This window comes from Amycolatopsis sp. WAC 04169, from assembly GCF_003947535.1.
Classification (GTDB): domain Bacteria; phylum Actinomycetota; class Actinomycetes; order Mycobacteriales; family Pseudonocardiaceae; genus Amycolatopsis; species Amycolatopsis keratiniphila.
The window spans coordinates 1-25026 of sequence record NZ_QHJI01000009.1 but is presented as its reverse complement, the minus strand read 5'-3'; the positions used below and the strand labels follow the sequence as shown (position 1 = coordinate 25026).

The window sequence follows — 25026 nt, the reverse complement described above, 5'->3', positions numbered from 1 at the left end:
TAAATTCGGTATGCCGAAGTTCACGCCGGCGCAGGGAGACCACGGTGACGCGTCCAGAGGCAGCGGAGACGGGGTCTTCACGGCGGCGGTTCCTGATCGGCGGCGCGCTGGCCGGCGCGGCGGGAGTGACCGTCGGGTTGCGCGCGACGTTGCCCGCCTCGGCCGACGAGGGGCAACCCGGAGGGCACGAGCACGGACATGGTGGCGGGGTGGCCGGCCCGACGTTCCGCAAAGGCGGAACGGTGGATCACGCGGCGAACGGGTTCAACCCCACCGCGATACTGCGGGACTTCGACTACGGCACGGTGTCACGCACCGCGGACGGCCGGGTGCTGCGCGAATGGGAGATCTACGCCGCCGACGAGGAGATCGAGATCGCCCCTGGCGTCCGGTTCCCGGCGTGGACGTTCAACTCCCGGATCCCCGGGCCGACGCTGCGCTGCACCGAGGGCGACCGGCTACGGGTGAAGTTCACCAACGGTTCGGCACATCCGCACACCATGCACTTCCACGGCATCCATCCCGCGGACATGGACGGCGTTCCCGGCTCGGGCGCCGGGGTGATCGCGCCGGGCGGCAGCACGGTGTACGAATTCGACGCCGAACCGTTCGGGCTGCACCTCTACCACTGCCACGTCGGGCCACTGGCCGAGCACATCGCGCGCGGCCTGTACGGCACGTTCATCGTCGATCCGCCACAACCGCGCCCGCGGGCGGACGAACTGGTGATGGTGATGCACGGGTTCAACACCACCTTCGACGGCGAGGGCAACCAGCTCTACGCGGTCAACGGCATCCCGTTCCACTACATGCACGAGCCGGTCCGGGTCCGCCGCGGCGAGCTGGTCCGGGTCTATCTGGTCAACACGCTCGAGTACGACCCGATCAACAGTTTCCATCTGCACGGTAACTTCTTCGACTACTACCCGACCGGAACCCGGCTCGAACCCAGCGAGTTCACCGACACCGTCGTGCAAGCACAGGGACAACGCGGAATCTGCGAGATCCGGTTCAAACACCCAGGGCAATTCATGTTCCACGCCCACAAGTCGGAGTTCGCCGAACTGGGCTGGATGGGGATGTTCGAGGTGACCGAGTAGATGACGGACCGGACTGCGGCATTGCGGGCGTGGGCACCGGCGCTCGGTGTCGTCGCGATCATCGGGCTCGCCCTGGTCGCACTGGCGGTGTTCGGCGGACGTACCCTCCCCGACCGCTCCGGGCCGCCGATCGAGCGACTCTCGGTGGAACGCACCGAACTCACGCCGGGCGTGATCGCGCTGACCGTGCGCAACACCGGCCCGGACCCGGTGCAGGTCGCCCAGGTCTTCGTCAACGACGCCTACGTCGATTTCACCGGCGCCACCGCCCCGATCGAACGCCTCGACACCGACACCCTGCGCCTGGACTACCCGTGGCAGGCGCAACAGCCCTATCTCGTCTCGATGCTCACCTCCACCGGCGCGGTCATCACCCACGACATCACCGCCGCTGTGGCCACCCCGAAGCCGGACGGCGGGTTCTTCGCGCTGATGACCTTGCTCGGCACCTACGTCGGGATCATCCCGGTGGTGCTGGGCATGCTGTTCCTGCCCACCCTGCGCCGCATCGGGCAACGCGGCGTGCGGGTCCTGCTCGCGGTCACCGTCGGCCTGCTCGTGTTCCTCGCCGTCGACGCCACCTTCGAGGGCATCGAACTGGCCGACCGCGCGGGCGGCGCCTTCGGTGGCGCCGCCCTGGTCGTCCTCGGCGGAGTGCTCGCCTTCCTCGCGCTGACCGCGGTGGACCACCGGCTCCGCCGCCGCGGCCAGGGAAAAACGGACGGAACCCGGCTGGCGTTGATGATCGCGGTCGGGATCGGCCTGCACAACCTGGGCGAAGGCCTGGCGATCGGCTCCGCCTACGCCGTCGGCGAACTGGCCCTCGGCGTCACCCTCGTCATCGGCTTCACCATCCAGAACACGACCGAAGGCCTCGCCATCGTCACCCCGCTCACCGAGCGACGGCCGAGCCTGCCCCGGCTGCTCGGTCTCGGCGTGCTGGCCGGGGCACCCGCCATCCTCGGCGCGCTGATCGGCGGCACCGTCAGCAACACCGAGCTCTCAGCGTTCCTACTCGGCATCGGGGTCGGCGCGATCATCCAGGTCGTCATCCAGATCGCCCCCGCCCTGCGTGACAAGACCGGCAAGGTGCTCGACCCGGCCGTCATCGGCGGAATCGCCGCCGGCCTGCTCGCGATGTACGGGACGGGGTTGCTCGTCGCCGCCTGACCCACTCTTGCCCGAACATATCGACGCGCGTTAGATTGTTGGCATGGGTGACGACCGCTGTGAGTTGCTGTGTATCGACTTCGACCACGCCGAGGGGCTGCGCACGGCACTGCCGCCGGCGGATGAGCTGACGCAGCGGGCGGAGCGGTTGCGGGCGCTCGGTGACCCGACGCGGCTGCGGATCGCGCACGCTCTGCACGTCGGTGACGAGCTGTGCGTCTGTGACCTGGCGTGGATCGTCGGGTCGTCGCAGGGCCTGGTCTCGCATCACCTGCGCCAGCTGCGGTCGGCCGGGCTGGTGGATTCGCGCCGGGACGGGAAGCTGGTGATGTACCGGCTCAACACCACCGGGCACCGCCTGCTCGACGCCGCCGTCGGCACGGTCGTGGAAGGAGAACCGGCATGAGCGACATCTGCTGCGGCCCGGACGAGCACGGCCACGACGAGACCGCCGGATCCGAACGCCCGCAACGGTTGTGGGAGGTCCGCGAGATCCAGTTCGCCGCGGTCGCCGGTGTCCTTCTCGGTGCCGGATTCCTCGCCGGGTGGCTGGGTTCGGAGGTCACCGAGACCGTGCTTCACCTGGCTGCGGCGGCGGTCGGCGGGTGGACGTTCGTCCCGGGAACACTGAAAGCGTTGTGGCGGCGCCGGATCGGTGTCGGCACCCTGATGACGATCGCGCTCGTGGGCGCGCTGGTGCTGGGGCAGTTCGGCGAAGCGGCGATGCTGGCGTTCCTGTTCTCCATCAGCGAGGCCCTCGAGGACTACTCGCTCAGCCGGACCCGCCGGGGGTTGCGCGCGCTGCTCGCCCTCGTCCCGGACAAGGTCACCGTGCTGCGCTCCGGCCGCGAATCCGTGATCACCCCGGCCGAGTTGCGCGTCGGGGACCGGATGCTGGTCCGCGCCGGTGACCGGGTCGCCAGCGACGGTGTGGTCCGTGAAGGACGGTCCAGTGCGGACACCTCGGCCATCACCGGCGAATCGGTACCGGTCGAGATCGGCCCCGGTGACGAGGTGTTCGCCGGATCGATCAACGCCAACGGCGCGCTCGTGGTCGAAGCGACCGCGACGGTCGCGGACAACTCGCTGACCAAGATCGTCCGGATCGTCGAGGACGCCCAGCAGCGCAAGGGCTCCCGCCAGCGCCTGGCCGACCGGATCGCCCGGCCGCTCGTCCCGTCGATCATGGTCCTCGCCGCCCTGATCGCCGGGTTGGGTGCCGTGTTCGGTGACCCGGCCACCTGGATCGAGCGCGCGCTCGTCGTCCTCGTCGCCGCGGCGCCCTGTGCGCTGGCGATCTCGGTTCCGGTGACGGTGATCTCCGCGGTCGGAGCCGCCAGCCGCCTCGGCGTGCTGGTCAAGGGCGGCGCCGCGTTGGAGACCCTGGGCGCGGTACGCGTCGTCGCCCTCGACAAGACCGGCACCCTGACCCGCAACTCCCCCGCGGTGACCGAGATCCTCGCGGTGGACGACGTTCCGGCCGAACGGGTACTCGCGATCGCCGCCGCGCTCGAAGCCCGCAGCGAACACCCCCTCGCCGCCGCCATCCTCGCCGCCGCACCCGATCCCGTCCCGGCGGAGAACGTCACGACCGTTCCCGGCGCCGGGCTCGAGGGCACCGTCGACGGACGCCCGGCCCGGCTGGGCAAACCGACCTGGGTTTCACCCGGCGACGCGCTGTCGGCGGAGGTGTCCCGCATGGAGGAATCCGGGACCACGGTCGCGGTCATCGAACACGACCGCACCGTGCTCGGCCTGATCGGCATCCGCGACGAACTCCGCCCCGAAGCGCCGGAGACCGTGAAAGCCTTGCGCGACAACGGCTTTGGTGTCGCGATGCTGACCGGCGACAACGCACGGACCGCCGCCGCCCTGGCCACCCAGGCCGGAATCGACGACGTGCACGCCGAACTGCGCCCGGCCGACAAGGCGAGGCTGGTCGAAAGCCTGCGTGGCCGCGGACAGGTCGCCATGGTCGGCGACGGCGTCAACGACGCCCCCGCGCTCGCCACCGCGGACGTCGGCATCGCCATGGGCGCCATGGGCACCGACGTCGCCATCGAGACCGCCGACGTCGCGTTGATGGGCACCGACCTGCGGCATCTGCCTCAGGCACTCACCCACGCCCGCCGGGCCCGCACGATCATGCTCCAGAACATCGGGCTCTCCGCGCTGATCGTGCTCACCCTCGTGCCGCTCGCCGCGTTCGGCGTCCTCGGTCTCGCCACCGTCGTGCTCATCCACGAACTCGCCGAAGTCTTCGTCATCGGCAACGGCGTCCGCGCCGGACGGCTGCGCCCGCTCCCCGGCATGCGGGCACCCGAACCCGTTGCCACCACAGCGATCCCGGCAGCGCCCGAAACCGAGGACGACGGCTGCGCCTGCTGCCCGCCCGCGCCTGCCGCGAAGCTCCCCGTGGCCACCACGACCGGCTGCGGTGACGGGTGCGACTGCTGCGGGCCTGACGACACGGCCCCGCGGCCTACGACGAGCAGCATCCCCTTGTCCCTTCGCGAGCTCTGAACCGGCATGGGCCAGGAACAGCCGTGGACGGGACGGCTGTTCCTGGCGCCCGGCGTCCTGCTCTACCTCGGTGAAGGCGGCGCGGCGGACGAGCACGCCCATCACGCCGTCCAGTTCGTCTGGGAATTCGACGCGGCGCGAGCCGCGCTCATTCCCGGTGGCGTGCCGCACCGCTTCGACGCCAGGGGCGGCAGGATCGCGCTGGCACTCGTCGACGCACACGGCCGACGGGGCTCTTCTCTCGACCGTGCGGCGCACGCACTAGCCGGGACCGACCTCACCACCCGCCTCCGCGGCATCCCGCAACCGCAGGAGGATCAGGCCATCGCGTGGTGCGGCATCGTTCTCTCCACCTTGAGCGGACACGAGCCGCCTCGCGACCCGTCACAGGCCGTCCAGCGCGCCCTCGGCTATCTCGACACCGCGATCGACGGAGCCCCACGGCTGGCCGAGGCGGCCGCGGCGGCGCACGTGTCCCCGAGCAGGCTCACCCACCTGTTCTCCCTCGAGGTCGGACTGCCGTTTCGCCGTTTCGTCGTGTGGCTGCGGATCAAACGCGCGGTGGACGCGATCCACGACGGGGCGAACCTCACCGAGGCCGCGGCTCGCGCGGGCTTCAGCGATTCGGCGCATCTGAGCCGGGTGTTCCGCGCGACGTTCGGGCTCGCGCCGTCCGCGGTCCTGCACAGAACGACCTTCACCGCCGGGCTCTGGAGTCAGCCGGAACGTTCAAGCTCCGGCGCGATGCGCTGACCTAGCTTCGACAGCATGGAACGCTACCTGCGGCAAACCCCGCTGCTGGACTACGCACACCCCGCCCTGCGTAAGCTGATGACCGACCGCGGCTGGGCGGGAGGTGACGAGTACACCCGGATCTCCGCGATCTACACCTTCGTCCGCGACGAGATCCGCTTCGGCTACAACGCCGCCGACGACATCGCCGCCTCCACGGTCCTGGCCGACGGGTACGGCCAGTGCAACACGAAAACCACGTTGCTGATGGCGTTGCTACGCGCGGCAGGCGTTCCCGCGCGGTTCCACGGCGCGACGATCCACAAGAGCCTGCAACGCGGAGTCGTCACGGGCTGGCACTACCGGCTGGCACCGGCGAACATCCTCCACAGCTGGGCAGAAGTCCGGTTCCACGACCGATGGACCGGTCTGGAAGGTGTCATCCTCGACGAGTCCTATCTGGACGGAGTCCGCACGAGATTTCCCAACGCACAGGGGCCTTTCCTCGGCTACGCGATCGGTACGAACGACCTCCGCGATCCGCCGGTCGACTGGAACGGGGAAGACACCGCCATCCAGGCGACCGGAGTCAACAACGACCACGGTGTCTTCGACGACCCGGACACGTTCTACCGCGAGCACGGCACGAACCTGCGCGGCGCGAAGGCGTGGCTGTTCCGGACTCGCATCCGCCCCGCGATGAACCGCACGGTCGACGGCATCCGCGCGGGAATCAGTAGTCGTACGGATCGGCAGGTGCCGGGATAGGGCGCACACCGAGAACTCGCAGGCTCGGCGTGTAGGCGTTGGCCTTGACCGCGGTGCCCGGTACGACCTTGCCGGTGACCTCGAGCCACTGGTCGTCGCGGTACTGCTCGAACCCCGTACCCGTGAGGGAAACGTGGATCGGGAAGGCGTCCGCGGCGCAGCAGGAGATGTTGATCCGGGCGAGGTAAGGCTTGCCCTTCTTGCTGTGCACGACGAATCCGGTCAGGCGCACGGTCCGGTCGGTCAAGGTGCCGGCGCTGTCCCAGCCTGCCCGGGTGACCACGTCCACGAACCGCAGCCCGAGTGCCTGCTCGTCGGTCAGCGGCGGGAACGGGATGCGCTGCGTGCCGTCCCGGGTCGGCGCGGCCACGGTCCGGCCACCGGAGCGGTTGACCGCGTCCGAGCCCAGCGCGGGCGGCGCGATCAGGAAGATGGTGAGTACCGGGAGCATGAGCAACCACGGACTGCGGGACGCGTGCTGGTGCCCGCCGCACGTGTCCGGCTCTTCGGGCGCTTCCTCGCGGGCGGCGCGGATGTCGCGGACGATCGCGATCACCGCGAGCGCGACGATCACCGCACCGGCACCGGCCAGCAGCGGCGCCATGACCGGCTTGACGTAGCGCAGATAACTGCCGTCGACGACGATCTTGATCAGCGCGCCGCCGACGAGGAGCAGCAGGACGTTCTGGGCCTCGCGCTTCATCGATCCACCCCGAGCAACGGCACACCCACCGCCACCGCGCACACCACGGCGACGAGGAAGGTCAGCGGCGCGAACCGTGCGGCGAACCCGCGGCCGAACGTCCCCGCCTGCAGCGCGATGAGCTTGAGATCCACCACCGGCCCCACCACGAGGAACACCAGCTTCGGCACCAGCGGGATCGCCGACAACGACGCGGCGACGAACGCGTCCGCCTCGCTGCACAACGCGAGGACGACCGCGAGCACCGCCATCACCAGGACACCGAGCACCAGTTGGCCGCCCACCGCGCCGAGCCAGGACTGCGGGACCACGACGTTCAGCACCGCCGAGGCCACCCCGCCGAGGACCAGGAAGCCGCCCGCCTCGACCAGGTCGTGCCGCGCGGTCTCGGTGAACACCCGCCACCGCGGCGTCCCGTCGTCCCGCGGCAGTTTCCGCAGCGCGTGCTCGGCGATCCACTCGGCCCGGCCGAACCGGTGCCACAGCCAGCCGGTCACCACCGCGGTCCCGAAAGATCCGGCGAAGCGGGCCAGCACCATCTCCGGCGCGCCGGGGAAGGCGACCGCCGTCGTCACCAGCACGATCGGGTTGATCGCCGGCGAGGCGAGCAGGAACGCCAGCGCCACCGCCGGGGCCACTCGCTGCTGCATCAGTCTCCGGGCCACCGGCACCGACGCACACTCACAGCCAGGCAGAGCCACCCCGGCCAGCCCCGCCACCGGCACCGCCAGCCCGGCCCGCCGCGGCAGCAGCCGACGAAGCCGCTCGGCGGGCAGGAACGCGGTGATCGCGCCGCTGATCAGCACTCCGAGCACCAGGAACGGCAACGCCTGCACCACCACCGCGACGAACACCGTCGACCCGGTGCGCAACGCGGGCACGTCGAAGACCTTCAGCAGGTACTCCTGCGCCAGCAGCGCGACCAGCACCACGGCGCACAGCACCTGCAGGGACCCGATCCTCCGCCGCCGGGCGGGCGCTGACGTCGCGGTCACGGCATCCGGCTCCTCTCGAGACGAGCCACCCGAACATATCAACGCCTGTTTGATTGATTCAGGCGGGGATGGCCATAGGCGCACGCACTACCCCTCGAAACCCCCGGCCGCTGCGATACAATAATCCATAGATTATTGGAGGAGTCCACTGTGGATACCAGTGAAGCGGGATCGAAGGCAGGTCTCTACGACGCGTTCGCGACCAGCGGCAAGGCTCTGGCCAGCGGGAAGCGATTGGAGTTGCTCGATCTCCTGTCGCAGGGCGAGCGCACCGTGGAGGCACTGGCGAAGGCGGCGGCGCTGAACCTGACCACCGCGTCGGCCCACCTGCAGACGCTCAAGCGGGCCGGGTTCGTCGTGACCCGCCGGGATGGCGTGCGGATCCACTACCGCTTGGCGGGTGAGGACGTGGCCCGTCTGTTCGTGCTTCTGCGCAAGGTCGCCGAAGCGCATCAGGTCGCTGTCGCCCCCGCCCGGGAGGCTTATCTCGGGAAGGACGAGGGCGGCGCACTGAGCCGCGAGCGGCTGATCGAGCGCGCCGCGGCGGGTGATGTGGTGGTGCTCGACGTGCGGCCGGTCGCGGAGTATCTGGCCGGTCATATTCCCGGCGCGATCTCGATCCCGGTCGACGAGCTCGCCGACCGCATCGGGGAGCTTCCGGAGGAGACCGAGATCGTCGTGTACTGCCGCGGGGAATACTGCGCGCTCGCCTACGACGCCGTCCGGTTGCTCAACGACCGCGGCCGCCGCGCGATCCGGCTCCACGACGGCATGCTGGAGTGGCGCCTGGCGGAACTCCCGGTCGACGCGGGAGCGGCCACGTGACCGGCGCTGTCCCGCCGCATCCCGGATTGGACGGCGGCCCGGTCTACCTCGACTACAACGCCACCACCCCGGTCGACCCCCGTGTGATCGAGCGGATGTGGCCGTCTCTCACCGAGTATTTCGGCAACCCGTCGAGCGGGCATGCTTTCTCCGGCGCGCCGAAAGCGGCGCTGGAACGGGCACGCGGACAGGTCGCGAGCCTGATCGGCGCGGCCGCCGGGGAGATCGTGTTCACCGCGTCCGGCTCGGAAGCGGACCTGCTCGCGGTCCGCGGTGCCGTCCTGGCTTCCGGCCACTCGCGTCCCCATGTCGTCACCCAGGTCACCGAGCATCCCGCGATCCTGCAGACCTGCGACGCGCTCGAACGCCTGCACGGAGCCCGGATCACCCGGCTGCCGGTCGACGCGGACGGCCGGGTCGACCCGGCGGGGCTCGCGGCCGCCCTGACCGAGGACACCACGCTCGTCTCGGTGATGGCCGCGAACAACGAAACCGGCGCCCTGCAACCGATCCGTGAACTCGCCTCCCTGGCCCGCCGGCACGGCGCCCTCTTCCACTGCGATGCCGCGCAGGCGATCGGCAAGATCCCGCTCGACGTCGGTGAGCTGGGCGTGGACCTGCTCACCGTCGTGGGCCACAAGATGTACGCCCCCAAGGGGATCGCGGCGCTCTTCGTCCGCGAGGGTGTCCGGCTGGAGCCCGTGGTCTACGGCGGCGGACAGGAACAAGGGCTGCGCGCGGGCACCGAGAACGTCGCCCTCGCGGTCGCGCTCGGCGCGGCCGCCGAACTGGCCGCCGAGGACCTCGCGAGCAGCGCGCCGAACCGGATCGCCGCCCTGCGCGACGAGCTGCACCGCCGTCTCGCCGACGCGCTGCCCGGCCGGGTCCGCCTCAACGGCCCGGCCAGCGGCCGCCTGCCGAACACGCTCAACATCAGCGTCGACGGGGCCGCCGGACACGAGATCCTCGCGGCGGCACCCGGCATCGCCGCCTCCACGGGGTCCGCCTGTCACAGTGGGATCCACTCGCCCTCCCCGGTGCTGAGCGCGATGGGGATCGAGCCGGCGCGGGCACTCGCGGCGCTGCGCCTGTCCCTGGGCCGCTGGAGCACGTTCGGTGACATCGAGACGGCGGTGACCGCACTGGCCACGGCGGTCACCGGCCTTGCACTGAAAGACTTCTCATGACAAGCGTTCCCAGCACACCACAATCCATACAGGACAATCCGTCGCAACGGCGTGTCCTCACCGTCCTGTTCCTCTCCCAGGTCCTCAGCGGCGCAGGTCTGGCCGCCGGGATCACCGTCGGTGCGCTGCTGGCACAGGACATGCTCGGCACCACCGGGCTCGCCGGTCTGCCCAGTGCCCTCTACACCGCCGGTTCCGCGATCGCCGCCGTCGCCGTCGGCCGCCTGTCCCAGGCCCGCGGCCGCCGTCCAGGACTGGCCGCCGGATATCTGACCGGGGCACTCGGCAGCGCTGGTGTCGTCCTCGCCGCCGTCATCCACTCCCCCGTGCTGCTGTTCGCGGCCCTGTTCGTCTACGGCGCCGGAACAGCGACGAACCTGCAGGCCCGCTACGCCGGCGCGGACCTCGCCACTCCCGCCCGCCGCGGCCGGGCGTTGTCGACGGTCCTGGTCGCGACCACCCTCGGCGGTGTCGTGGGCCCCAACCTCGCCTCCCCCATGGGCGCGGTCGCCGACGGGCTCGGTATCCCGCATCTGGCCGGTCCGTTCCTGCTGGCCGGGACCGCCTACGGGACCGCCGCGCTGGTCCTGGCGCTCTGGCTTCGTCCCGATCCCCTGTTGCTCGCCCGCGAGCTCGCCGGCTCAGGCCCGGCACAACCCGCCGCGAGGCCGGGTACAGGGGCGAGGCGTTCGGGCAGCGTCAGATTCGGTGCGGTCGTCATGGTGCTCACCCAGCTCGTCATGGTGGCGATCATGACGATGACGCCGGTCCACATGCAGCACCACGGCCACGGCACCGCCGCCGCCGGGCTCGTCATCGCGATCCACGTGGCCGCGATGTATCTGCCGTCGCCGGTCACGGGAATGCTCGTGGACCGGTTCGGGACGATGGCGATCGCGGCGGCCTCCGGTGTCACGCTCTTGGCCGCCGGGGTCCTCGCCGCCGCCGCGCCCGCCGAGTCGGTCCCGTTGCTCGCGCTCGCGCTGGCGCTGCTCGGCTTGGGCTGGAACTTCGGGCTCGTCGCGGGAACAACGATCATCACCGACACCGTTCCCCTCGCCTCGCGCGCGAAGACCCAGGGCCTGGTGGACGTCTCGATCGCGATCGCCGGCGCCACCGGCGGGCTGGCGTCCGGCATCGTCACCGCCGCGACCAGCTTCGGCTTCCTGGCCGTCAGCGGCGGCGTCCTGGCCCTCACCATCGTGTTCTTCCTCCCTGCCAAGGAAAAGCTGAAAGGACCGTCAGCGTGACCGCACTCCAGCGATGGGCGGAGGCGCTCGCCTCCTGGGCCATCCCGCCCGAAATCCTCGCGGCAGCACCGGAATCACCCTGGGTCCTGCCCCGCCAGGTGTTCGAACGGCGCGCCGACACCCAGATCGCCGCACCGACCGGCGCGACGCACACCGCCGCGCGCGCGGCACTGGCCGAACCCGGCTCGGTGCTCGACGTCGGCGCGGCCGCCGGGGCGACGAGCCTGCCCCTCGTCGGGCGAGTCCCCGTGCGGGAGTTGACGGCGGTCGACGCGGACGAGGCGCTGCTGGCCGGATTCGCCGCCCGGGCGGCCGGACTGGACCTGCCCGCGACCGTCCTGTGCGGATGGTGGCCGGAGCTGGCGGACGAGACCCCGGTCGCCGACGTCGTGGTGTGCGGCAACGTCGTCTACAACGTCGCCGACCTCACGTCCTTCGTGCACGCGCTGACCGCCCACGCCCGGCGCCGGGTGATCGTCGAAGTGGCCGCAGCACACCCGCTCACCGAACTGAACCCGCTGTGGCGGCGCTTCCACGGCGTCGACCGTCCTGCGGGACCGACCGCCGAGGACTTCCTGGCCACGCTCAGTGAACTCGGCATTGAACCCACCGCGGTCCGGTGGCGCCGCCACCCGGAGGCCGAGTACGCCAGCTTCGCCGAACTGACCGACGTCACCCGCAGGCGACTGTGCCTCCCTTCCGATGCCGAACCCGAGGTCGCCGCCGCGCTGCGTGAACTCGGCGTCGACCCGGCCCTGCCGCCGGATCTCGGCTCGTCCGGCCGCGAACTGATGACGGTCAGCTGGCCGGGCCGGGGCGTTTGACGGCCGCGACTCGCTCGACCGTGCCGAGCTTGCGCCGTTCGCTGCGGGTCACCTCGAATCCGGCCGGAGCGAGCAGCGGCAGCGGACGACGAGTCTGGTAGTCGCCGATCATCCGGACCGTGAACTTCTCCAGCAGCCACTGCCCGAACCTCAGCACCCTGTGATGGCTCCCGACGTGATCGAGCAAGAGCAGCGTTCCGCCCGGGCGCAGGACACGGTGCATCTCGGCGACCGCGGCACGCTCGTCGGGAACGCCGCACAACCCCAGCGTGCACACCACGGTGTCGAAGGACGCCTCCGAAAACGGCAGGGCTTGTGCGTCTGCCTCCCGCAGGTCGACCTCGAGCCCGAGGTCCCTGGCACGGGCTCCGGCGATCTCCAGCATGCCGGGACTGAGGTCGACTCCGGTCAGCCGCACTCCAGCCGGGTAGCAGGGAAAGTTGAGCCCGGTACCGACCGCGACCTCCAGGACGTCACCACTCGCCTGCCCGCACACCCACTCGCGGCCCCCGGCGAACTGCAGCCGTTCCATCACGCCGATGTCCCGGTCATAGCGTCCCGCGTACCGATCCCACCGTCGCCGCAGCTCGGCATCGTCAAGCTTCACAGCCATCCCCTCCCCAATTTACTGAACTTACTTCACTATGTAGCTTCTACATGAAGATGGGAAGGGGTGTCATGGCGCAGGATCCGGTCAGAGCGTTCGACAAGGCCTTCGAGGTGGCGGCGCGGTTAAGCGAGGCGATGCGGATAGCCCTGGCCGAACGCGGACTCACACCCAGCCGCGCGGAGGTGATCTACGTGCTGGCCCGTGACGGTGAAGTGGTGCAGCGGGCCCTCGCCGACGCCTTGCGGTGCACACCCCGCCACGTCACCGGACTCGTCGACCAGCTCGAAGAGGCGGGCCTGGTCTGCCGGCGGCCGCATCCGCGAGACCGGCGGGCGACGTCGGTGGCCCTGACCGACGAGGGTGCCACGACCGCGCGCTGGATGACCGCGAGCCGGCATGACACGGCACGCGCGATCCTCGGCGACGTGCCGGAAGGCGACCTCGCGGCGTTCGTCCGCGTCGCCGACCTCATCCTGCGCAACGTCACCGCCCCCTCCCGGTCGTGAACGTCTACGACGTCGCCGTCGTCGGTGGCGGCCAGGCCGGGCTCGCCATCGGGCGAGAACTCGCCGAGGACACGCTCCAAGACGCCTGCGCGCACGTTCCTAGTCGGGGAAGCGACTTTGGCGCAGCGATTCGTGCGGGCGAACCGCAAGATCCGCGACGCCGGGATCAGCCTCGACGCCGACGCGGCCGCGGATCGCGCGCGTACCGCACGTCGGCGGTGTCCCGCCATTTGCGGCAGTTGCGCTCGGCCGGGCTCGTGGGCTCGCAGCCGGACGGCAAGCCGGTGGCGTGCTTCAGCTCCCCTGGCAGCTGATCGCGGATCTTCGGCTGCCCCTCACATCGAGCAACGTGCGGTCAATGATCGGACCAGGCCGGCTTTCGCGCGCCCGGCTTGTGGAGTGCCGGCCTCGATCTCGTTCAAATCCAGCCCGGCCGGCTGCTCCGCCAGCTGGTCGTCGACGATATCCCCGTCACCCACGAACACATCGACACCGTCGCCCTTCTCGAACAGTCAACAACGTCCGGGACCTTCTCGTGCGATGCACTGTCTGCCTGAACGAGACGCTGAGTACATCGACCGGATGACCCGTGGCTCTTCGCCCTGCCCAGCGCGAACCGACGCATCCTGTCGTCGCCAGTGTCGGTGAGAAGACTCTGTCGCAGTGAAGCTTGATCAAGCGGTACCGGATCGTCCCTGCTGCGCGCCCGTGCTGCTCGGCGAGCTGGTCGTGTAGCGCCGCGACAGCCAAGACCGGCCAAAGCGGAAATACGCGCAGGTCATCTTCCGCCACAATCGACCGGCCTTAATGGCATTTTCGCGCCATTGTGGCCGAACGAGTGAATCAGGTATTTCCACGCCTCGCCGCCCCGAAGTGATAGCTTCAGCGACGAGATATCCATTGTCCTGGTGACACAACCATCCAGATGAAGCCAGCCGACCTGCTCGCCGGCCTGCAAGGCCGAACAGTACGGAACCAAGGCCAGTCCCGCGCCCGCCTTGACCATATTCACCGCCGCAGAAACCTCGGGAGCATAGGTTTCATATCGCAGCTCAACGCCATCACCTTTCAGACACTCCCGGTCGAGCAACTCTCCGATGGCATGATTCTCCGGACAATAGCCGACCCATGGATAGCCGGACAACGACCTCAACGTGCCATTTTTCGGCAAATTGAAGCTCCGCGGATACAATACCACGAACTCCTCGACACCCAAACACACGAAATGCGGACCGCAGTCGAGTTTCGAAAGAGGGCCGATGACAATGTCGCTTTCACCCGCCTTTAATGACTGAAGTAGCGTCACAGGATTGCGGTAGGCGGTGACGTGAACAGCGGGAACAACCGGTGGAGCCTTCGAAAAGTCCACCATGCCAGGAATGACGTCAGTCGCAATACTGAGAAGGGTCCCCAGCCTCAACGGCTTGCGATCACCTTGACCGCCCGCCTCGATCACCGCCTGCTTGGCGTACCGGAGACACATACTGGCTCGCCGCAAAAGGATCTCACCGGCAGGGGTCAGCGTCAGCTTCTTGCCGGTGCGACCAATGAGCGGTAACCCGATCGACGCCTCAAGGTTTCCCAGTTGCTGGGATACGGCCGACGGTGTCACGTGAAGCATCGCCGCGGCGCCGGCAGCAGATCCGGCGACCGCGGCGGCGACGAAGTAATCAAGCTGACGCAAGGTGACCTTGCCGGAGATTCCGACAAGTTCTCGCACACGCTCATAATCGATCGGGTTCATCGACTACACCTTTTCAAACCGAGCAGCCAGCAGGATGGATGATCCAATGTCTTCAGGTCGCTGTTCCATCGCTGACTGACCCCACATACTCAACATAAGCAATCCCGCTGCCACGGTAGCGCATACCGTTCGGACCCATACGATAATTCCAGGATATGCGCCGTTCGCGCAACCGTCACCCGCGGGCCTCCCCTGAAGAAGAATCCAGCCGACAGAACCTTCGCTATCGGCATTTCGAACTTCATGTTTCACCTCGCCGAAACTTAGACCTCACGCAGGGTCGGCATGCAGAAAGATTCAGCTCCCGCCAAACTCAGAGCGTTTATAATCAGGAACCCCTCGGCAACCGAGTGTGCGGCATCACACTCACTTGAGGGACCCCCGGACCTTATGCCACCTGGTCACGATGACTTCCGCAGAGGAATGGACTGCGACACTCGCCGCCGCAGACCAGAGCAGATATCCCGAGAAGCAACCAAACCCCGAGAACAGCGAGGCGAGTTCGATGTCATTAGAGATGGTCACTCCATGAAGCCCCGCTTAAGCAATCACACATTTCATGTGAACGCGGTCACCTAAGGCGGAGTCTGACACAGACGTCACGTAACGTGCCCAATTACTGATATACGGTAGGACAACAGTTGATCAGACATGACCAAGAAGGGGCCCAGCAATGACACTTCCCACACCCTTCGCAAAGAAGGACATTAGCGATACCTACAGGTTTCTCGACCTCAGACGCAAGATGGCAAGATCAATAATTCACGATCTGGATACAGCGAAAACCGTTCTGCAAAAGGAAGTCCGCCCCGGCGGACTCACTCTGACCGTCACCGGAGAATTCTTCTCCGGCGTCACGGTTTCAGGCACGATTACACACGAAGCATTTGCGAAAGCGGCGACAAGGCTTGCCGAAGCTGAAAGTGTGATCTCTGATAATCTCGCCTCGTTGGAAAAACTTGTCCACAAGATCGAGTCCGTTCGACTTGAAAGCCTTTCCTTGACCTCGCTGAAGGACGTTCGCCGATTCAGGTTTGAGATCAGTGCCGCGTCGCTTTCCGCCCTGCAAGCGACCGATGCGCTTCTCGAGGAACTGGGGAGAGTGCCTCCTGAACAGCGAGCCGTGGCCGATGTTGCGACGGTGACCCAGCTCGAATCCGTCAACGAGGTCACCGAGCGGCTGAACATCGTCATCGATCGTTCGCTCGCCGTCAGGGCACGCGTCCTCGATCTCATCTGAAATCTTACAGCAGACAGAGCGGCCCCTTCCGCTGTCGAACCGCCACCGAAGACACCTGTGTGGCCGGACCCCCTGATCCCGGCCACACAGGCCCCACCCACAATGATGATTCCCTTTACTTGCGAGTAAAGGTCACACCATCGGGCGACCACTGGCCGTCTCGGCCGGGATCGGCTGCTGAACATCCCAATGCTCGACGATCTTGCTGTTCTCAACTCGGAATATGTCCGCTACAGCTACTGCTTCGCCGTTGACCACCCGGCTGAGAGCGTGGACAAGCACCAGATCTTCTTCTGCGATCACTCGGCTGATCGAGAATGATCTCCCCGCTTCTTCCACCACGGGCTTGAGTGTTTCCACGAAGGCGCGCTTGCCGTCGGCAACCTGCGGGTTGTGCTGAAGATAGATATCCCCGATGTAGGTCTCGGCGGCGGTTGCGACATCTTTGTTCACGAACGCCTGCTGATAGAACCGGGTCACCAGTTCCTTGTTCGCCGCGGTGGCGTCGCGCGGCGTCGACCCAGCCTCGTTCGAAGTGCAGCCGACCGTTAAGGCAGCACAGAAAATGACTCTCGCAACACGTGCCCTGGACGAGACGCCGAGGGACTTTCTTATCCTCATGAACATAAACCTAGGGAATACCGGCGACCGATGTCACGGTCCAGCAGGGACAATTAATGGTCAAAAACAGACAAGAAGAGAGCACCATGGCCGACAGGGGAAGACCTGCCTGCGAAATCTGCTTCAACCCGCCACGTGGGATCACCGCGGATGTCGATGCCGTCGCGCTGAAGGCATTGCGCAACGATGCGGCCGACACCGAGTTCGTCGCACCCCAGCGACTTGATTTTCACCTGATAATTATCGTGACATCAGGATCGGCACAGCACACAGTTGACTTTATGACCTATCCGCTGACGGAGCGCACGGTGCTGTGGATACGGCCTGGGCAGCTGCAACAGTGGGGAAATCTGCACGAATGCGAAGGATGGGCCCTCCTCATCGGACCGACCGCACTGACAACGAACCTCAAGACATACCTGGACCAGTACAGCCGTGACCGCACTCACCGCCGACTGAACGAACACGGATGGCCGGTCCTGCTGGACGCGATCGATTCACTGGTGACCATCGGGGAGCACTCGCGACGACCGGCTTCCCCGGTCCACCACTGCACCCTGCGACACATGCTCGCGGTGATCATTCTCGTGTTGTCCTGTTCGATGGCAGACCATGAGCCTCTTGCCGCACCTTCCTCGGATGTATTTCTCCGGTTCCGGCAAGTCGTCGAGGCCAACTACGCACGGAGCCGTACTGTCGGGAACTACGCGGCCATGCTCGGATATTCATCGAGAACGCTGACCCGGGCATGCCTCGCCGCCACCGGAAGGACCGCCAAACAGTTCATCGACGACCGGATCTTGCTCGAGGCGAAGCGGCTGCTCGCCGACACCGCAGAGCCTGTCGGTACGATCGGGCGTCGACTGGGTTTCGAGGACACCTCCAACTTCTCCCGATTCTTTACCAAGCGGGCGGGACGGCAACCGCTGGAGTTCCGCAGATTCCGCCAGGCGGAAGCCCGGGAAAGCGAATGGCTCGCGGGTAAGCCCGGAACCGCCCCGAGGTCGGCCGCGAACGCCTTGCATGTCTCAAACGAGAAAGTGCCGCGGTTGAGACCCAGCTTGTGACAACGCCGAACAGCTCGACGGCCACGTCGATCCGGTCGCGGCGTGAGAGGCCGGTGAGCACGGCGGGAAGGTCGCCCGGGCCGCAAGCCGGTCAGTGCGTTGTCGACAAGTCGCCGCTCCACCATCTCCTCGGAGATCTCGGCGAACACGCGAACCAGTTCGCGAGCCTTCCGCGGCGTCAGCTGCGGGCCGAGCCGGGTCAGCACCTGTGACCACGGCGCCGCGGACTTCTTGTCCGCACCGCGTATTCGCTCCATCGCGGCGAACCGGGCGATCGGATCGTCGAGCGCGGCAGCCAGCTCGCGCTGCCGGTGTCGATCTCCTCCACGCCGATCGGCTGCAGAACTCCGACGGTGGCGATGGAGGAAATCAGGTCAGCGAGCTCCTCCGGCACGGTGCTGTCTCCTGGACCTCGGCCTTGCGAGTCCGTAAACGGCATGCCTTCACCTCGCAGAGGAAGCAAGGCGAAGCGGCGCTGGCGTAGTCGGAGGGAGAATCCCAGCTGGCCGGCGAGTTCGTCCGGCGTCGGCTCATTCGGCCTTCCCGGGATGTAGTCGTGGTACTGAACGTAGGAACGGAGCTTCTGCGCGAGGCGTGCCACCGGCATGGTCGCGCGGTCCAGCTCGATGAAGAACGTGCGCTGCGACTGATGACCGTCGTCGAGGACGTAGTCGAGAACCGCATCGCCGATTACAACGCCCTGATGTCGGCCCCCTGCCGTCACGGAAACGGTGCGCGATCTCCGGGGTCCAGGACCGTGGTCCGCATTCGTCTCCGCGCCGACGAGCCTCCGTGCTGAAATCAAGACCGGTCTCGACGACGTCGAGCGTGTGATCCTGCACCAGCTCGACCACGGCGATCCGCGGGACTCGGTACGAGCGCGCATCCACTCGCCCTGATGCCTCGGCTGGACGCCGTCGGACGCTTCTTCGCCGACCGGATCTTCGGACTTGACCGTACGTCCATTCCGGAAGCCGACCTGGCCACTGTGGACGACAGCGCCGAGCAAGCACGCACGGAAGACGGTGCGCCTGACGATCCGTTCACGAAAGCGCTGAGGCAAAGCTTCAACGAGCCGGCAGCGAGCAAGAACACCGTTCAAGCTGAAGTGGCACAGCTGGACGCCCAAAGCATCGAGACTCCAGCACCACCCAAGCCATCGGACTTGAGCCTCCTGGACGCTGTTCCCTACCTACCGGTCAACTTGGCCGGAGCCCCGCAGCCCTTCTTCAGACGCTCTTCGAGGTGACACAGCTCACCGTGCATTTGAACGAACTCGGCGACGAAGTAGCGATCGGGGTCAACTGCCAGCAGATCAAGTCCCCGCGATAGCGGAAGCAGAAGAAAGGATCACCGGCGCCATGTCAGCTCCCGAAATAGCAAAAAGCGCCGATCAGATTGATCGGCGCTCTTTGCGTGGTAGTGATGTGTACCCCCGATGGGATTCGAACCCACGCTACCGGCGTGAGAGGCCGGCGTCCTAGGCCGCTAGACGACGGGGGCTAGGATCTTCTCCTTCAGGAGGAGATTTTCAGTTGTTCACCTGCTGTGTTGCTGTGGAGAAACTTACCAGACCGGGTTCCCGCCTTCGCAGGGGGGTCACTCTGTGTTTCACTCCGGAGAGTTCTCCAGCTGGGGTACCAGGACTCGAACCTAGACTAACTGGACCAGAACCAGTCGTGCTGCCAATTACACCATACCCCAGTGAGGTACCGTTCCGATCTTGACCGGCTCGGTGCCGCACGAGAAAGAATACTAGAGCACGCTGTTCCGCACCGTGAAAGCGGGGGTCTCAGTAGCGCGCTGAGCGGGCACGCCGAGCTTCGCGAACTCGGAAACCAGCAGCTCAGGCAGCTCGTCGAGGCCCGAGATGGTGTGCACACCCGCCGGGGCGCGCTCGGCGATGCCGTCCCGGTCGAGCCAGACGGCACCGAGACCGGCGCCACGGGCGCCGATGGCGTCGGTGTCGAGCTTGTCGCCGACGTGGACCGCCTGCGCCGGGTCGCAGCCGAGGCCGAGGCAGACCGAGTGGAACATCGCCGGGTCGGGTTTGGCTACTCCGAGTTCACCGGCGATGGCCACGTGATCGAAGAACCGGGCGAGGCCGAGATCGGCGATCTTCTTGCGCTGATGCGCACCCGAGGCGTTCGTGACCGCCGCGACGAGAACACCGGCAGCCCGCAGCCATTCCAGGCACGGGAGGACATCTTCGAACAATTGCCACGAACGAGTGAGAATTTCACGACGACGTCTTTCGAAGCCGCTGACCTGGTCTTCGTCGGCCAAAATGCCGATCTCGGCGAGGAAGCATTCGGTACGCCGGTAATGCATGGTCGCGTAATCGATTTCGCCCGCCACCACCAGCGCGACATGCTCTTCGGTGATGAGATCCCACAGTGGCCAAAGGTCGTTGCGACCGGTGAGGGCGCCCAGGCTGAGGCGGATCGCCGCGGTGCAGTCGATCAACGTGTCATCGATGTCGAGGCACACCAACCGCAACTCCGGAGGCTCCCACGGGGCTCCGTCCGGAGCGTCCGGCGTGGTTCGTGACGAGGTCCGGGGCACGAGAGCGAAATCCACCAAGTGAGGCTAGGGCACGCAGCGCGATCGCGACTCTGCCGATGAGGTGATTAAGGCTGGTCTGTTCCGGCGCGGGCACTCTACTCCCAGTTGGTGAGATGACGTGTTTTAGTTACCGGCCAACGGCTAACGCGGGCGGCCGGGTGAAATGTCGATACGCGGCACCCCATCCGATTCGCGGCGCGCACACCCTGTGATGACGACGAAATCCTTACCCGGCTTGGAGTCGCGAGACCGTCCACAAGGGCATTTCCGCGATCGCCGTCCTTCCGGGACGGTCGTGGACCCCTGGAGTCCTTTTTGGACACTCGCCTCGATCGACCGGCGGCTCACACGGTCCGGTGAGACCTGGGCCATAGCCCGAACAGCGTATCCGCCCGGATGGCGCTTGACGCGCTCGTCGGACACGTGCATCCTGAGCTTATTCAACAAGTGATGAATAAGGGTTTCGAAGGGGTGGGACGGATGAACGAACGTACGAACTGCGTGATCGTCGGCGGTGGCCCCGCGGGTATGGTCGCCGGATTGCTGCTGGCCAGGGCCGGGGTCGAGGTCACCGTGCTGGAGAAGCACAAGGACTTCCTGAGGGACTTCCGCGGCGACACCGTGCACCCGTCGACGCTGACCTTGCTCGACGAGCTGGGCCTCAGCGAGAAATTCCTCAGCCTGCCGCACAGCCAGATCGCCTACGCCGGCTTTCCCGCCGAGGACGGCACGATGATGCGTCTCGCCGATCTGACCAGGCTGAAGGTGGCGCATCCGTACATCGCCATGGTCCCGCAGTGGGACTTCCTGGACCTGCTCGCCGACGCCGGCGCGAAGGAGCCCACGTTCACGCTGCGGCAGAGCACCGAGATGACCGGGCTGATCTTCGAACACGGCCGGGTGAGCGGGGTCCGCTACCGCGACGCCGACGGGAAGACCGGCGAACTGCGCGCCGACCTGGTGATCGCCGCCGACGGCCGCTGGTCGCTGGCCCGCCGCGAGGCCGGGCTGACGACGAAGGACTACCCCATCCCGTTCGACGCGTGGTGGTTCCGGATCTCGCGGCGGGAGGGCGAACGCGAGGGCATGCTGACCCCGAAGATGCGGGATCGCCGCTTCGCCGTGCCGCTGCCCCGCAAGGGCTACTTCCAGATCGCGTACCTCAGCCCCAAGGGCCAGGACCTGCGCGAGAAGGGCATCGAGGCGTTCCGGGAGAACGTGGCCGCGATCCTGCCGGAGCTGGCCGACCGCGTGGACGAGCTGAAGACGACGGACGACGTCAAATTCCTCGACGTCAAGATGAACCTGCTGCGGAAGTGGCATCTCGACGGGCTGCTGTGCATCGGTGACGCGGCGCACGCGATGTCGCCGGTCGGCGGGGTCGGGATCAACCTCGCGGTGCAGGACGCGGTCGCGGCCGCCACCCTGCTCGCCGAACCGCTGCGCCGGGGCAGGCCGTCGGTGGCGGAGCTGGCGAAGGTCCGCAAGCGCCGTCTCGCGCCCACGATGCTGGTGCAGGGGCTGCAGCGGATGCTGCACAAGAACGTCATGGGGCCGGTGATGGCGGGCAAGCGCAACGGCCCGCCCGCGCCGATGGTGAAGCTGTTCAGCCGATTCCCCGTGCTGTCCTACGTCCCCGCGCGGCTGCTGGGGCTGGGGCTGCGGCCCGAGCACGCCCCGGCCTTCGCGCGGCGGGCGATGGAACCGGCCGGTTAGCGTCCGGATGCAAGGAAAGGTCCTTTCCTCGCAAATTTTGCAAGGAAAGGACCTTTCATGGCGCGTTAGACGTCCTGAACCGGGTTCGTCAGCGTGCCGATGCCTTCGATGGTGATCGAGACCGACTGGCCGTCCTCGATCGGGCCGACGCCCTCCGGCGTGCCGGTCAGGATGACGTCACCGGGCAGCAGGGTCATCACCCCGGACACGAACTCGACCAGCTCGGGGATCTTGTGCACCAGGTCCGACGTCCGGCCGTCCTGCTTGAGCTCACCGTCCACCTCGGACTTGAGCGCGAGATCGGCCGCGTCGAGCGAGGTCTCGATCCACGGTCCCAGCGGGCAGAAGGTGTCGAAACCCTTCGCCCTGCCCCACTGGCCGTCGGACTTCTGCAGGTCACGCGCGCTGACGTCGTTCGCCACGGTGTAGCCGAGGATCGCGCTCGCCGCGCGGGCGGCGGGCACGTTCTTGACCGGCTGGCCGATGACGATCGCCAACTCGCCCTCGAAGTCGACCCGGCCGACGCCGCGCGGGCGGCGGATCGGCACGTTCGGCCCGATCACCGTGGTCGACGGCTTGATGAACAGCATAGGGTCCTGCGGGACCTCGTTGCCGAACTCGGCCGCGTGCTTGGCGTAGTTCCGGCCGACCGCGATCACCTTCGACGGCAGGATCGGCGCGAGCAGCCGGACGTCGGCGAGCGGCCAGCGCTTGCCGGTGAAGTTGGGGTTGCCGAAGGGGTGCTCGGCGATTTCCAGTACCTGGGCGTCGTCGCCGTCCCCTTCGATCGAAGCGAACGCGACACCACCGGGATGAGCAATTCGGGCTAGACGCACTCCCCCACTGTACGACTCCTCACGCCGGGGCCTCCCTGAGGGACTTGTGCACGAGCGCGTCGCACAGCGCCAGCCAGCTCGCCTCGACGATGTTCCCGTGCACGCCGACGGTGGTCCACTCGCGCTCGCCGTCACTGGTCTCGACGAGCACGCGGGTGACGGCGTCCGTGCCCGGATGGCCGGGCAGGATCCGCACCTTGTAGTCGGCCAGCTCCACACTGTCCAACCAGGACAGATGCGGGCTGAGCGCCTCGCGCAGGGCGGCGTCGAGCGCGTGCACGGGGCCGTTGCCCTCGGCGGTCGCGATCACGCGCTGCCCGGCGACGTGCACCTTCACCGTCGCCTCGGAGACGACCTCGCCATCGGACCGGTGGTCCAGGACGACGCGGTACGACTCCAGTTCGAACGGCGGTTCGTCGAGGACGTCGCTCTGCGGGCCGTCGACCTCGCGCCGCAGCAGCAGTTCCAGTGAAGCGTCTGCGGCTTCGAAGGACCAGCCTTCGGATTCGAGCCGCTTCACCTTCTTCACGGCGCTCGTCAGCGCCTCGGGCTGGCCGGCAAGGTCGACCCCGAGCTCACGTCCCTTGAGCTCCAGGCTGGCCCTGCCGGCCATCTCGGTGACCAGTACCCGCATGTCGTTGCCGACCGAAGCTGGATCGATGTGGTTGTACAGCAACGGATCCACCTTGATCGCGCTCGCGTGCAGTCCCGCCTTGTGGGCGAAGGCCGACGACCCTACGTAAGCCTGGTGGGTGTAGGGGGCGAGGTTCGCGATTTCGGCAAGGGCATGGGAGACCCGGGTGAGCTCGGCGGCGCCTCCGGTCGGGAGGACCTCCATGCCGAGCTTGGTCACCAAATTCCCTGTCACGGCGAAAAGATCGGCGTTACCCGCCCGTTCGCCGTAACCATTGGCGGTGCACTGGACGTGCGTCACGCCGGCCTGCACGGCGGCGACGGAATTCGCCACCGCGCAGGAAGTGTCGTCCTGACAATGGATTCCGAGCCGGAATCCGGTCCTTTCCTTGACCTCGCGGACGGTCTCCGCGAGGCCGAGCGGCAGCTGGCCGCCGTTCGTGTCGCACAACACGGCGACGTCCGCGCCAGCGTTCATTCCCGCGTCGAGCACCTTCAGCGCGGTGTCCGGGGAGAACGCGTAGCCGTCGAAAAAGTGTTCCGCGTCAAGGAAGACGCGACGTCCTTCGCCGACGAGGAACGCGACGGTGTCGCGCACCATCTCGCACGCCTCGTCGACGTCGACCCGTAGCGCGCGTTCGATGTGCCGCAGATCCGATTTGGCCACGAGCGTGACCACCGGCGCCTGGGAATCGAGCAGCGCCCGCACCTGCTGGTCCTGCTCGGCCTTGGTGCCCGCCTTCCGCGTCGCGCCGAAGGCGACGAGCGCGGCGTGGCGCAGTTTCAGCTCGCCCGAAGCGGCGCGGGCGAAGAATTCCGTGTCCTTGGGCAGCGCGCCCGGCCATCCGCCTTCGATGAACCCGACCCCGAGATCGTCGAGCAGCCTCGCCACCGCCAGTTTGTCCGTGACGGAGTAGGAGATCCCCTCGCGCTGCGCGCCGTCGCGCAACGTCGTGTCGTACAGGTGGAAGGCGTCGCCGAGCGGTGTATCGGCGGGCTCCTTGCGGGTCACGGGAATCTCCTCGTGGTGGGGCAAAACGTGTTCAGGCAACAAAAAAACCTCCCGCATGGGTGCGAGAGGTTGCGCGCCGGGGGCTCTTGTGGAGCTGTTATCCGGCGCGCTCGGCGATAATGATGGTGCAGGAGGTCACGGACGCATCATGGCACACGCTTCGCCGGGCGTCCACAAGCCGGGCGAGACTTCCCACTTCCTGGGAGTCGCCGATCGATCCCCGAACCGGTCCGTGAAGGCCTCCTTGAGGGACTCTGGGTCCCTCAAGGAGGGGCGGATTCACGTGGTGGTTGCAACACGCATTGTTTGTTGGTTGAACAGTAGTGCTTCGAGGGCTTCGGTGGGTGTGTGCCAGTTGAGGGTTTGGCGGGGGCGTTCGTTGAGTTCGGTGGCGATGCG

26 protein-coding genes and 2 tRNA genes are annotated in these 25026 nt (G+C 67.3%); 16 read left to right on the top strand and 12 right to left on the bottom strand.

The window, feature by feature from the left end; translation table 11 throughout:
* The first annotated feature begins 44 nt into the window (after positions 1-44).
* The 6 genes from DMC61_RS25305 to DMC61_RS25280 are packed head-to-tail and all read left to right on the top strand — an operon-like array spanning position 45 to position 6293.
* Positions 45-1100: a multicopper oxidase domain-containing protein gene (locus DMC61_RS25305; protein ID WP_199750103.1), complete on the top strand. Its 1056-nt coding sequence runs from the start codon at positions 45-47 to the stop codon at positions 1098-1100.
* Positions 1101-2270: a ZIP family metal transporter gene (locus DMC61_RS25300; RefSeq protein WP_125691819.1), complete on the top strand. Its 1170-nt coding sequence runs from the start codon at positions 1101-1103 to the stop codon at positions 2268-2270. It begins immediately after the preceding gene.
* A gap of 43 nt (positions 2271-2313) precedes the next feature.
* Positions 2314-2676, top strand: a complete 363-nt coding sequence (locus DMC61_RS25295) for a metalloregulator ArsR/SmtB family transcription factor (protein ID WP_125691817.1) — start codon at positions 2314-2316, stop codon at positions 2674-2676.
* On the top strand, positions 2673-4793 hold the full coding sequence (locus tag DMC61_RS25290; RefSeq protein WP_125691815.1) for a cation-translocating P-type ATPase: 2121 nt from the start codon (positions 2673-2675) through the stop codon (positions 4791-4793). The genes DMC61_RS25295 and DMC61_RS25290 overlap by 4 nt, the downstream gene beginning before the upstream one ends.
* Positions 4794-4799: 6 nt before the next feature.
* Positions 4800-5546: an AraC family transcriptional regulator gene (locus DMC61_RS25285; protein WP_125691813.1), complete on the top strand. Its 747-nt coding sequence runs from the start codon at positions 4800-4802 to the stop codon at positions 5544-5546.
* A 15-nt stretch (positions 5547-5561) separates the two neighbouring features.
* Entirely contained in the window at positions 5562-6293 is a 732-nt protein-coding gene (locus DMC61_RS25280; protein ID WP_125691811.1) for a transglutaminase family protein, read from the top strand.
* Here DMC61_RS25280 and DMC61_RS25275 read toward each other — a convergent pair.
* Both DMC61_RS25275 and DMC61_RS25270 read right to left on the bottom strand, forming a co-directional pair.
* Positions 6259-6996 (bottom strand): TIGR03943 family protein, encoded by a 738-nt coding sequence (locus DMC61_RS25275; protein WP_125691809.1) that lies wholly within the window; start codon positions 6994-6996, stop codon positions 6259-6261. The two genes, DMC61_RS25280 and DMC61_RS25275, sit on opposite strands and share 35 nt — an antisense overlap.
* On the bottom strand, positions 6993-7991 hold the full coding sequence (locus tag DMC61_RS25270) for a permease (protein ID WP_125691807.1): 999 nt from the start codon (positions 7989-7991) through the stop codon (positions 6993-6995). Before DMC61_RS25270 ends, DMC61_RS25275 begins: the two co-directional genes overlap by 4 nt.
* 150 nt (positions 7992-8141) lie before the next feature.
* Here DMC61_RS25270 and DMC61_RS25265 point away from each other — a divergent pair, with 150 nt between their 5' ends.
* The 4 genes from DMC61_RS25265 to DMC61_RS25250 are packed head-to-tail and all read left to right on the top strand — an operon-like array spanning position 8142 to position 12077.
* Positions 8142-8816, top strand: coding sequence for a metalloregulator ArsR/SmtB family transcription factor (locus DMC61_RS25265; protein WP_125691805.1), 675 nt, complete (start codon positions 8142-8144; stop codon positions 8814-8816).
* The gene (locus tag DMC61_RS25260) at positions 8813-10003 is read left to right on the top strand and encodes a cysteine desulfurase family protein (protein WP_199750102.1); all 1191 of its coding nucleotides are present in this window, start codon (positions 8813-8815) and stop codon (positions 10001-10003) included. Before DMC61_RS25265 ends, DMC61_RS25260 begins: the two co-directional genes overlap by 4 nt.
* Entirely contained in the window at positions 10000-11253 is a 1254-nt protein-coding gene (locus DMC61_RS25255; RefSeq protein WP_125691803.1) for an MFS transporter, read from the top strand. Before DMC61_RS25260 ends, DMC61_RS25255 begins: the two co-directional genes overlap by 4 nt.
* A complete protein-coding gene (locus tag DMC61_RS25250; RefSeq protein WP_125691801.1) occupies positions 11250-12077 on the top strand; it encodes a bifunctional 2-polyprenyl-6-hydroxyphenol methylase/3-demethylubiquinol 3-O-methyltransferase UbiG in 828 nt (275 codons plus the stop codon). Before DMC61_RS25255 ends, DMC61_RS25250 begins: the two co-directional genes overlap by 4 nt.
* Here the strand turns inward: DMC61_RS25250 and DMC61_RS25245 are convergent.
* Positions 12052-12690: a class I SAM-dependent methyltransferase gene (locus DMC61_RS25245; RefSeq protein ID WP_125691799.1), complete on the bottom strand. Its 639-nt coding sequence runs from the start codon at positions 12688-12690 to the stop codon at positions 12052-12054. The two genes, DMC61_RS25250 and DMC61_RS25245, sit on opposite strands and share 26 nt — an antisense overlap.
* A 65-nt stretch (positions 12691-12755) precedes the next feature.
* Here DMC61_RS25245 and DMC61_RS25240 point away from each other — a divergent pair, with 65 nt between their 5' ends.
* Together DMC61_RS25240 and DMC61_RS42150 are read left to right on the top strand one after the other, a co-directional pair.
* Positions 12756-13193 (top strand): MarR family winged helix-turn-helix transcriptional regulator, encoded by a 438-nt coding sequence (locus DMC61_RS25240; protein ID WP_158634137.1) that lies wholly within the window; start codon positions 12756-12758, stop codon positions 13191-13193.
* Positions 13190-13507, top strand: coding sequence for an ArsR family transcriptional regulator (locus DMC61_RS42150; RefSeq protein WP_125691795.1), 318 nt, complete (start codon positions 13190-13192; stop codon positions 13505-13507). Before DMC61_RS25240 ends, DMC61_RS42150 begins: the two co-directional genes overlap by 4 nt.
* Positions 13508-13528: 21 nt before the next feature.
* Here DMC61_RS42150 and DMC61_RS41215 read toward each other — a convergent pair whose 3' ends face one another.
* Positions 13529-13672, bottom strand: coding sequence for a hypothetical protein (locus tag DMC61_RS41215; RefSeq protein ID WP_158634136.1), 144 nt, complete (start codon positions 13670-13672; stop codon positions 13529-13531).
* 299 nt (positions 13673-13971) lie between these two features.
* A complete protein-coding gene (locus DMC61_RS25230) occupies positions 13972-14937 on the bottom strand; it encodes a LysR family transcriptional regulator (protein WP_125691793.1) in 966 nt (321 codons plus the stop codon).
* Positions 14938-15610: 673 nt separating this feature from the next.
* On the opposite strand from DMC61_RS25230, the gene DMC61_RS25225 reads away from it, so the two are divergent.
* Complete coding sequence (locus DMC61_RS25225; RefSeq protein ID WP_125691791.1) at positions 15611-16177, top strand: hypothetical protein; 567 nt, start codon at positions 15611-15613, stop codon at positions 16175-16177.
* A gap of 132 nt (positions 16178-16309) precedes the next feature.
* Here the strand turns inward: DMC61_RS25225 and DMC61_RS25220 are convergent, their stop codons facing one another.
* A complete protein-coding gene (locus DMC61_RS25220; RefSeq protein WP_125691789.1) occupies positions 16310-16798 on the bottom strand; it encodes a nuclear transport factor 2 family protein in 489 nt (162 codons plus the stop codon).
* Between the two features lie 86 nt (positions 16799-16884).
* Between DMC61_RS25220 and DMC61_RS25215 the strand changes: the two genes are divergently transcribed.
* Complete coding sequence (locus DMC61_RS25215) at positions 16885-17865, top strand: AraC family transcriptional regulator (RefSeq protein WP_158634135.1); 981 nt, start codon at positions 16885-16887, stop codon at positions 17863-17865.
* Between the two features lie 199 nt (positions 17866-18064).
* Here the strand turns inward: DMC61_RS25215 and DMC61_RS41745 are convergent, their stop codons facing one another.
* On the bottom strand, positions 18065-18589 hold the full coding sequence (locus tag DMC61_RS41745; protein ID WP_233594942.1) for a replication-relaxation family protein: 525 nt from the start codon (positions 18587-18589) through the stop codon (positions 18065-18067).
* Between the two features lie 174 nt (positions 18590-18763).
* On the opposite strand from DMC61_RS41745, the gene DMC61_RS25205 reads away from it, so the two are divergent.
* Entirely contained in the window at positions 18764-19114 is a 351-nt protein-coding gene (locus DMC61_RS25205; protein ID WP_125691785.1) for a hypothetical protein, read from the top strand.
* A gap of 181 nt (positions 19115-19295) precedes the next feature.
* Here DMC61_RS25205 and DMC61_RS25200 read toward each other — a convergent pair.
* From DMC61_RS25200 to DMC61_RS25190, 3 genes are all read right to left on the bottom strand, one after another.
* Positions 19296-19368, bottom strand: a tRNA-Glu gene (locus tag DMC61_RS25200).
* A 129-nt stretch (positions 19369-19497) separates the two neighbouring features.
* Positions 19498-19569 (bottom strand) — tRNA-Gln (locus DMC61_RS25195).
* Between the two features lie 51 nt (positions 19570-19620).
* Complete coding sequence (locus DMC61_RS25190; RefSeq protein ID WP_199750120.1) at positions 19621-20355, bottom strand: HAD family hydrolase; 735 nt, start codon at positions 20353-20355, stop codon at positions 19621-19623.
* 555 nt (positions 20356-20910) lie between these two features.
* Here DMC61_RS25190 and DMC61_RS25185 point away from each other — a divergent pair.
* Entirely contained in the window at positions 20911-22146 is a 1236-nt protein-coding gene (locus DMC61_RS25185) for an FAD-dependent oxidoreductase (RefSeq protein WP_199750101.1), read from the top strand.
* A 65-nt stretch (positions 22147-22211) separates the two neighbouring features.
* On the opposite strand, the gene DMC61_RS25180 is transcribed toward DMC61_RS25185, so the two are convergent.
* Both DMC61_RS25180 and cimA read right to left on the bottom strand, forming a co-directional pair.
* Complete coding sequence (locus DMC61_RS25180; protein ID WP_125691779.1) at positions 22212-22982, bottom strand: fumarylacetoacetate hydrolase family protein; 771 nt, start codon at positions 22980-22982, stop codon at positions 22212-22214.
* 19 nt (positions 22983-23001) lie between these two features.
* Positions 23002-24627 (bottom strand): citramalate synthase, encoded by a 1626-nt coding sequence (cimA, locus tag DMC61_RS25175; protein ID WP_125691776.1) that lies wholly within the window; start codon positions 24625-24627, stop codon positions 23002-23004.
* Positions 24628-25026 lie beyond the last annotated feature (399 nt).